Here is an 8,734-nt window from a genome sequence, read left to right as displayed (position 1 = left end):
GGCGGTGATCGCCAGGTCCTGGATCACCGGAATGTCGATCAGCATCAACACGGCGAAGCCCACCGCGTCCGCCAGCAGCGCGGTGACGCCGGCGATGAACAGACGGCGGAAGGTGTAGCGCGCGGCGATCAGTTTATGCGTGCCACGGGCGATGTCCTGCATGATCCCGTTCATCTTCTGCGCCGCGTGGGACACGCCGATGGCGAAGATCAAAAACGGTACCAGCACCGAATACGGGTCGATGGCGTAGCCCAGCCAGGCGACGATACCCAGTTGCCAGACCACCGCGATCAACGAGCAGCCGACCACCAGCAAGGTGCTGCGCACGCAACGGGTGTAGGCATAGATGATGACCAGCGAAGTGACAACGGCCAGGCCGAAAAACATCATCACCTGGATCAGGCCGTCGATCAGGTCGCCCATCAGCTTGGCAAAACCGATGACCCGGACCTTGTAGTGGCCCTTGCCCTCAACACCGGACTTGCGTGCGGCGCTGTCGCCAGCGTATTCGATCTTGTCGCGCAACTGCTCTTCGAGCATCTGCGAAAAGGCGTGGTAGTCGATGCGCTGGCCACCGGCGGCGGCCTTGTCCAGCAGCGGCACGATCAGCATGGTCGACTTGAAATCGCTGGCCACCAGACTGCCGACGATGCCGGCGCGGGAGATGTTCTGGCGCAGTTGCTCGATCTGTTCAGGCTGCCCCGAGTAGGTATCAGGCATCACCGGGCCACCCTGGAAACCTTCCTCGGTGACTTCCGTCCAGCGCACCGCCGGGCTCCACAGGGATTTCATCCACGCACGGTCGACGCCTTCGGTGAGGAACAACTGGTCGTTGACCTGCTTGAGCACGTCCAGATACTCAGGGTCGAAGATATCGCCCTGGGTGTTCTCGACCACCACCCGCACCGAGTTGCCCAGGCCGCGCAGCGAAGCGCGGTTCTCGAGGAAATTCTGGATGTACGGCTGGCTCTGCGGAATCATCTTCTCGAAGCTGGGACGCAGCTCCAGGCGGGTCACGGCCATGAAGCCCAGGACCACGGTGGCCAGGGCCATGAGCAGCATGAACAGCGGCCGATAGTTGAACACCAGCCGTTCGAGCAGGTTGCCGGAGCGGCGGTCGAAATCACGCAGCTCGCGGATCACCGGCATGGCGTCTTGTTTGATATTGCCCATGTCTGGGTTCTCGCTCTGAATTTTCGAGGTCTTAATCGACGGACAGTGCCTGTGCACCACGGCTACCTGCTACCACCAACGCGCCAGTGGCGGACTGGGTGGCACCGGCGACCGGGGTACGTGCCGGTTGCTGCACCAAATGCAATTGCGCGCCAGTGCCCTGGCTGACCAGCATCTGGCCGCCCTGGGTGAACAGGCGGTAATTGCCACGGGCATCGATGAGGCCGGCGGTGATGCTGACGTGCAGGCCACTGTCCAGTGCGGTCCAGTTCTGCCCGCCGTCGGTGCTGCGCAGCACGTTGCCGCGCAGGCCGTAGACCAGCACTTCGCCAGGCTTGCCGACCACGCCGAAGAAGCTGCCTTGGTAAGGCGTCGGCACGGCGGCGAAGCGTTGGCTGTTTTCATCCCACTTGAGCAACAGGCCTTGCTCACCGGCGATGTACAGCGCATCGCCGGTGGAGGCGATGGCATTGAGGTGGAAGCCTTGCGGGTTGTCGGTGCGATCCTGGAACGGCGTCCAGCTCTGGCCACCATCGTCAGTGCGCAGGATCAGGTTGAACACGCCGACCACATAGCCGGTTTTGTCATTGGCGAACCACACATCGAGCAACGGTTTGTCGGCGCCCTGCTCCACCAGGCGCTGGCCTTCGGCGACCAGCAGCGGCCATTGTTCATTGCCCGGTTCGGCACTGGCCAACGCCGTGTAATGCTTGACCAGCAGATCGCCGATCTGGCGGCCGTCGAGTTGTTTGTTCCAGGTCACGCCAGCGTCGCTGCTGTGCAATACCACGCCGTCATTGCCCACCGCCCAGCCCTGGCTGTCGGTCGGGAAACTCACGGCGGTGAGGTCGGCACTGACCGGCACGGCGGCCTGTTGCCAGTGCTGACCGGAATCATCGGAAAACAGGATATGACCGCGTTGGCCAACGGCGATCACGCGCTCACCGGCGCGGGCCATGCCGGACAGAGGACTCTTGATGGCCAAGGCGCTGACCTTGGCAGGCAGGTCCAGCACGTCGACGTAATCGGCCGCGTGGCTGACGCCCTGCGACAGGCAGAGCGCAATGCCAAACGCCAGCTTCAACATATTATTTTTATACGAACACATACCGCGTCCTCTTCGGAAAACCGCGCCACACCTCGCGCCGTGCAGCTCATGTGGAGCGAGCCTGCTCGCGATGGACGTTAACGATTACGCGTGCTGTCTGGATGCCCGCGTCGCCCTCAGGTCCATCGCGAGCAGGCGCTCGCTCCCACAGTGGATCGTGCGAGCGTCTGCTTGCGGTTGGTTTAGCGAATGCCGCTGCCGGCCAGGGATTCCGAAGACCACTGGGCCTTGGAGAGCGGATCGATGTACTTGATGCCGCCGTAAGGGCCGACTACACCGTTGATGTTGTAGGAACCACCGACCAGGTCGTAGATCATGAACGGCGTGGAGTCCGGGATCTGCTTGTCATAGCTCTGGCTGAGGAAGGCGAAGGAACCGCGATAGAGCTGACCACGGGCGTCATATTGATCCGAGGCCAGAGCGGTCCAGCTGTCTTCGTCGAGGTAGAAGCGACGCTTGGCATAGATGTGCCGGGCGCCCGACTTGAGGGTACCTTCGACGACCCACACGCGGTGTTTTTCCCAGCGAACGAACTCCGGTGCCAGGTGATTCGGTGTGGTGATCGACTTCGGATCCTGGACGTAGGTCAGCTTGTAGGTGTTGTAGGGCACGATCATTTCCTGCTTGCCCACGAGCTTCCAGTCGTAGCGATCCAGCGCACCGTTGAACACGAATACGTCATCGTAAGTGCCCGCACCGGCAGTGCCCGGGTTAGGCGTGTCGTACGCCAGGTTCGGTGCCAGTTTCACCCGACGCTGGCCAGGCAGGTATTGCCAGGCACGGCGTGGTTGGGTCAGCGGGTTGGCGGCGTCCTTGAGCATCACCGCTTCGCCGGCGCGACGCGCGGGGCCGGTGTACGACAGCTTCATCTGGTAGTAAACGTCGGCGCTGCTGATCGGCTGCGCGAGGTTTTCGTAGATCGGGTAGGAAATGAACGCCTGCCCGGTGGTGGCCAGGCTTGGTACGCCGGCGGAGTCAACGTTCCAGGAGTCGTACTTGGAGTTGATGCTCACGCCCTGGTAACGCAACAGGAAGTTCCACATCGCTTCGTTGCCCGACTGCGGGATCGGGAACGGTACGCCCGGCAGCACGTTGTCGATGGCCAAGCCGCCTTCGAGGGACTTGGCGCCGCTGGCGTTCTTCACGCCGTTATCGAGGATCGCCTTGGGCAGCGACACGGTGCGGTGGGTCGGGAACACATCGACACGGAACGTCGGGAAGCGCTTGGCCAGTTCCACGGTGGTGGCGGTGAGCATGCCCTTGTACTGATCGACGTTCTTGCCGTCGATCACCAGCAAGGGTTTTTCACTGGCGAACGGGTCCGGGCGCATGCTGTCGCCGGATTTGAAGCTGGCTGGCGGCGTGGTCAGGCCACCGTTGTAGGCCGGAATGGAACCATCAGCGTTCCCGGCCTTCTCGGCGCCCACCAGGGTCAGGCTGGTGCCCAGCTTGGCAGCGTCCTGGGTTGAAACAGCGGCCTGTACCTGGGCGGCAAGGACCATGGCCAGCGAAGCGGCCAACACGGTTTTGACGAATTTCATGTTGTTATTCTCCTGCTTGCGTTGAGCAAATCAGTGGTGAATCAAAAAGTGGTTTTCATCGTCAGGTAAACGGCGCCACGGTCCTCAGTCGTTGCACCACCACCGGAAAAGGCTGAGTAGCCACCGGCGTAGCAGGCGTAGTTTTCGTTACCGCTGAAGGCGTTCGGCGCAGCGCCGTCACCTCCGTTGGGGCCGGTACTCACACCACTGACATTGCACTTGTCGGCTTTGCCGAAAGAATCCACGTACTTCAGGTCGACAAAGTATTTGTTGTACACAACGGCCCCGAGGCCGACTGCGTAGTTACCGGTATCCTTGGCACCGCCACCGGAGACCGGTGACACGCCGTCGAGACCGAGGTTGATGGACATCGGCGCGTTGAGGTCGACACCGGGAAACACCTGGTACCAGGTCGGTGTGAAGTTCACCGCGATACCCCAGTTGTCCCGGGTCGGCTGGTCGATGCCGCGATAGGTATCCTTGCCTTTGTAGAGCGCCTCGTTCTTGCTATCGAGCTTGAGCAAGTTGCTGTAGTACAACTCGGCGAGCAGGGTCGCCGAATCGAACACGGGGGTTTTCGGCATGGTCATCAGGCCGTTGAGCGTCCAGTGCAGGGTGTCGCCGGTGGCGGCCATGCTGTCGCCCTTTTCCGGGGTGTCATAGACGATGCCGGTGCCGGGCGTGCGCGCAGGCAAAAGGCCAAGACCCTGGCCCAGGCCCAGCGGACTGTTGGTGCTGACGACCGCCGGAATACTGGCCAGCGGCATGTTGTGCCGAACGTTGAGGTCCGAGCCCACGCTCACACCGCCCACGTCCTTGGACAGGCTCAGGCCGACGATCTTGACGTTGTCGGCATAGGCCATTTGATAGGTGGCGGTGCTCAGCGAGTTGAGGGTGTTGATCACCGCGGGTACCTGGCCGGCCGGACGGGTGCCGTTGGCGTTGGCCGAACTCAGGCCGCGAGCATCCAGCCAGGCTTGCGGCAGGATTTCCGAGGTTTCGCGGTAGTAGACACCGAGGGTGCCATCCAGCCAGGCCGGCGACCACTTGGCCATGATGCCCCAATCGCCACGCTTGTCCGGCGTCAGGTCATGCCCGCGACGCACGTTGGTCAAGCCGTTGCACGGCGCCAGGCCACAGCCCAGCGGGCTGCCCGGGACCACGGCGTTGGTGTTGCCCAACAGGAACGACTGCGCACCAAAACCGACCAGGTCGGAACCGCCGTAGTAGGTGCCGGCTTCCGGCAGGCGTGCGGCGTCCCAATCGAGGAAGTACTGGGCGCCCACGGTCAATTCCGGATTGACGGTGAAGGTCATCGACAGCTGGTTGCGCGGGACGAACAGTTCCTTGGCTTCAGTGCCCGGCGACGCGGCGAGCTTGGCCAGGTCGAGGCCGGACTGGCCGTAGCTGATCGAATGCACCGGATTGAGAATGGTCTCGCCCCAGAACACGTTGTGCTGACCAGCCTTGACGCTGAGCATCGACTCTTCGCCCACTTCGGTGCTGTAGAACACGAAGGCGTCGAGGATTTCGCCGGACGGGCCGCTGTAGTAGCGCTGGGCGTAGTTGCTCAGGTGCGGGCTGCCATTGCCGACGTTGTCGTTGGTGACCCCGGCCAGGCGCGGGTCGTTGGCGATCAGGCCCGAGGTCGAACCGTTGCCGTTGACGAACGGGTTGGAGTTCGAACCGGTGTTATCGTAGGCCTTGTCGTACCAGGTGGCGGCGCTGACACGGAAGCCCATGTGGTTCTGATAGACCACGTCCATCTCGGTCAGCAGGTCGACACGGTTGGTGATGTTGGTGCCGGACTTGCGGAAGTTGTAGTCGCCGTCGTTGTTGTTCGGAGTGCCCAACATGCGCTTGTCGGCACTTTCGGTGCGCACGCCATAGTTGTACTTGATGGTGTTGTCCAGGCGAACGTTCCAGTCCGGGTTACCGGTCTCGATTTCTGCGCCATGGGCGGCCGGCATCATGGCGGCCAGGATGGCCGAGGCCAACAAGGTGTAGCGTGCGGTGGTGAAGCCGTGATTCTTATTGTTGTGCATTGCGTTGTCTCCGCCTTTTTGTATTTGTTTTAAGCGCAGCAGCCCTCGCGCGACCCGGTGGGGCCTGCGTGTTCAGGGATGAGGGCGAGTGCTGGTCGGGATGCGGCCCGACCGGCTCCTGTACTAGCGGTCCAGCTCGAGGATGAGTGCTTCAGCCTCAGGCCAGTGACCGAAACCCGCCGCCGGATTGAGGTGGCCGACATCGCCCAGATTGAGCAATTCGGCGCCCCAGCCTTGGGCAAGTCTAGTGGCGGCGTCCAGGCTGGCCAGGTGATCGTTGGTGCTGGCGGCCACCAGGCTACGGAATGGCAACGGCCCGGTTGGCAGAGGATCCCAACCGCTGCTGCGCAGGGTTTCAGGGGATGGATAGTTGGCGGGCCAGGCGGCCTCGAGATCCGGTGGCGCGGCCAGCAGGGCGCCCTTGATCGGACGACTGAATTGCGCAGCCCAGTGGGCGACCATCAGCACACCGGCGCTGTGGGCGACCAGGATGACCGGCCCGTCGATCTGTTCCAGCTGGTGCTGGATCGCCCGGACGCGGGCATTGCAATCGAGCTTGTCGGTTTCCAGTGGCGGCACACTGCGTACCTTTTCCAGCCTGGCTTCAAGCAGCGTTTGCCAATGTTCGGCAACGTGCTCGCGCAGGCCCGGTACGATCAGAACGGTTGCGGCGGTTTGCAGTTTGTTCAATTCAACACCTACGCTTTCTCGATGACTCGACTGGCTCTGTGGCCAGGGGCTTTTTGTAGGACTGACATTAAAGATCGCCCCCCCCTGGCGCTTTTCATTGGACGTCAGGCACTTTTCATTTGATGACAGGTTTTTTCGCCACCGGATGCTCCTGACCGCTGGTCGAATAACCCCACGGGATCGCTGCGGGTCACTGTAATCAATGGGGAGCGTCGACCGCCCTTCAGTAACGGTTGTCGGCCGGGCAGAATCGGGCGTGCACTGTCGTCAATCGCACAACTGTTCAAGTGCTGATGTGCTGGATATAGTCGCCAGGTTCAATTGATCGCAATTGGCTAAGGAAAGACCTTCGAATGCCCAAGCTTGTTCGCGCCGCCGTCTTGACCAACTACCTTGAGGTCACTCAATACCTGGGTTTCAACCCGCACGATGTACTGGCCGGCGTCGGCTTGACCAAGGCCCAGCTGCAAGCCCCCGGGCACCGCATCCCCATCGATGCCGCCGTACGCCTGCTGGAGGATTCGGCCGCCGCCAGCGGTTGCCAGACGTTCGGCTTGAGCATGGCCGAGTCACGCCAGCTCTCGGATTTCGGCGTGGTCGCCCTGCTGCTCAGCCATCAGCGCACGCTGCGCGATGCCTTGCAGGTGGTGGTGCATTACCGGCACTTGATGAACGATTCGCTGGCGATCTTCATCGAAGAAGCCGGCAAGATGGTGATCATTCGCGAAGAGGTGGTCACCGAATCGCCGATGGCCAGCCGCCAGGCCACCGAGCTTGCCATCGGCGTGATGTTCCGCCTGTGCGCCGCCCTGCTCGGCGCCCACTGGCATCCCTACAGCGTCAATTTCACCCACCAGGCCCCCGACAACGTGCAGCTGCACCGGCGCCTGTTCGGCTGCACCCTGGAGTTCGGCAGCGAGTTCAACGGCATCGTCTGCGCAGGCGCCAACCTGGACATGACCAACCCCAATGCCGACCCGGCCATGGCCCGCTACGCCCAGAGCTACCTCGACTCGTTGCAAAGCACCGAAAGCACGTCGATGCTGTTCGAAGTGCGCAAGGCCATCTACCTGCTGCTACCCATGGGCCGCGCCACCATCGAGCAGATCGCCCAGAGCCAGGGCATGAACGTGCGCACCCTGCAACGTCGTCTCAAGGACGATGGTTGTGCTTTCAACGACCTGATCAATGATGTGCGCCGGGATTTGGTGCTGCGTTATCTGGAGAATCCGAACTACTCGCTGGGAAGGATCGCCGACATGCTCGGGTATGCGATGGCGAGTTCGTTTACCCGCTGGTTCATCAGCCAGTTCGGCATGCCGCCGGCGGCGTGGCGAGCGCAGAAGCAGGGTTCGGCAAAAGCTCCGGCGGATGCTGTCCCACCCAAGATCTCCTGATATCGCGGCGCAAAAAAACCGGCGTGACCGTCGACCCATCACTCACGCCCGTACCCAATCAACTGTGGGAGCCGGCCTGCCGGCGATGACGGCCTCAAAGCCACCCCATCTCCCCCGGCCGCACCCGATCTACTGTAGGAGCCGGCTTGCCGGCGAAGGCGGCCTCACAGCCACCCCATCTCTCGCGGCCCTACCCGATCTACTGCAGGAGCCGGCTTGCCAGCGATGGCGGCCTGACAGCCAACCCATCACTCGCGGCCCTACCCGATCCACTGTAGGAGCCGGCTTGCCGGCGATGGCGGCCTGACAGCCAACCCATCACTCGCGGCCCTACCCGATCCACTGTAGGAGCCGGCTTGCCGGCGATGGCGGCCTCAAAGCCAACCCATCACTCTTGGCCCTACCCGATCTACTGTAGGAGCCGGCTTGCCGGCGAAGGCGGCCTGACAGCCGACCCATCACTCGCGGACCTACCCGATCCACTGTAGGAGCCCGGCTTGCCGGCGATGGCGGCCTCAAAGCTGACCCATCTCCCACGGCCGTACCCGATCTACTGTGGGAGCGAGCTTGCTCGCGAAAAACGTCTGGACAACGCATTCATTCAGACAGCGCGCGTCATCGTTGACGACCATCGCTGCGATGCGGCGACCCGACAAGCCAGCTCCTATGTATGGACTCGCCCCCACTGTCTACCCGCTTTTAAAAAACCGTCGCCCCGTTGCATCTATGTATAAGGCCTATTCGTGGAAGCCGTCTTCGGCTTCTGGCCAAAATTGGAAA

Annotated in this window: 6 protein-coding genes; 1 reads left to right on the top strand and 5 read right to left on the bottom strand. The window is 62.3% G+C overall.

Annotation, left to right across the window (positions count from 1 at the left end; translation table 11 throughout):
• The 5 genes from SOP85_RS30260 to SOP85_RS30240 all read right to left on the bottom strand — a co-directional run.
• Positions 1-1,173: efflux RND transporter permease subunit (locus SOP85_RS30260; RefSeq protein WP_442967960.1), on the bottom strand; the 1,173-nt coding region annotated here is incomplete at its 3' end.
• Positions 1,174-1,204: 31 nt separating this feature from the next.
• Positions 1,205-2,281 carry a WD40/YVTN/BNR-like repeat-containing protein gene (locus tag SOP85_RS30255; protein ID WP_323629311.1) on the bottom strand — a complete coding sequence of 359 codons (1,077 nt, stop codon included), beginning with the start codon at positions 2,279-2,281 and terminating at the stop codon, positions 1,205-1,207.
• 182 nt (positions 2,282-2,463) lie between these two features.
• Positions 2,464-3,822, bottom strand: coding sequence for a DUF1329 domain-containing protein (locus SOP85_RS30250; RefSeq protein WP_274077797.1), 1,359 nt, complete (start codon positions 3,820-3,822; stop codon positions 2,464-2,466).
• 41 nt (positions 3,823-3,863) lie between these two features.
• Entirely contained in the window at positions 3,864-5,867 is a 2,004-nt protein-coding gene (locus SOP85_RS30245) for a DUF1302 domain-containing protein (RefSeq protein WP_274077796.1), read from the bottom strand.
• Between the two features lie 123 nt (positions 5,868-5,990).
• Positions 5,991-6,557 (bottom strand): RBBP9/YdeN family alpha/beta hydrolase, encoded by a 567-nt coding sequence (locus SOP85_RS30240; protein ID WP_274077795.1) that lies wholly within the window; start codon positions 6,555-6,557, stop codon positions 5,991-5,993.
• Positions 6,558-6,910: 353 nt separating this feature from the next.
• Between SOP85_RS30240 and SOP85_RS30235 the strand changes: the two genes are divergently transcribed.
• Positions 6,911-7,954 (top strand): AraC family transcriptional regulator, encoded by a 1,044-nt coding sequence (locus SOP85_RS30235; protein WP_323609372.1) that lies wholly within the window; start codon positions 6,911-6,913, stop codon positions 7,952-7,954.
• The last annotated feature ends 780 nt before the right edge of the window (positions 7,955-8,734 follow it).

The sequence above is a fragment of the Pseudomonas sp. YuFO20 genome, assembly GCF_035064975.1.
In the GTDB taxonomy this organism is placed as follows: Bacteria; Pseudomonadota; Gammaproteobacteria; order Pseudomonadales; family Pseudomonadaceae; genus Aquipseudomonas; species Aquipseudomonas putida_AE.
Note: the sequence above shows the minus strand (reverse complement) of the source record. Positions and strands in the feature narration are given on the sequence as shown.

Bases quoted from the DNA above. Each gene is read 5' to 3' on its own strand.
- SOP85_RS30250 (WP_274077797.1), bottom strand. From the start codon at position 3,822: ATGAAATTCGTCAAAACCGTGTTGGCCGCTTCGCTGGCCATGGTCCTT.
- SOP85_RS30245 (WP_274077796.1), bottom strand. From the start codon at position 5,867: ATGCACAACAATAAGAATCACGGCTTCACCACCGCACGCTACACCTTG.
- SOP85_RS30235 (WP_323609372.1), top strand. From the start codon at position 6,911: ATGCCCAAGCTTGTTCGCGCCGCCGTCTTGACCAACTACCTTGAGGTC.
- SOP85_RS30255 (WP_323629311.1), bottom strand. From the start codon at position 2,281: ATGTGTTCGTATAAAAATAATATGTTGAAGCTGGCGTTTGGCATTGCG.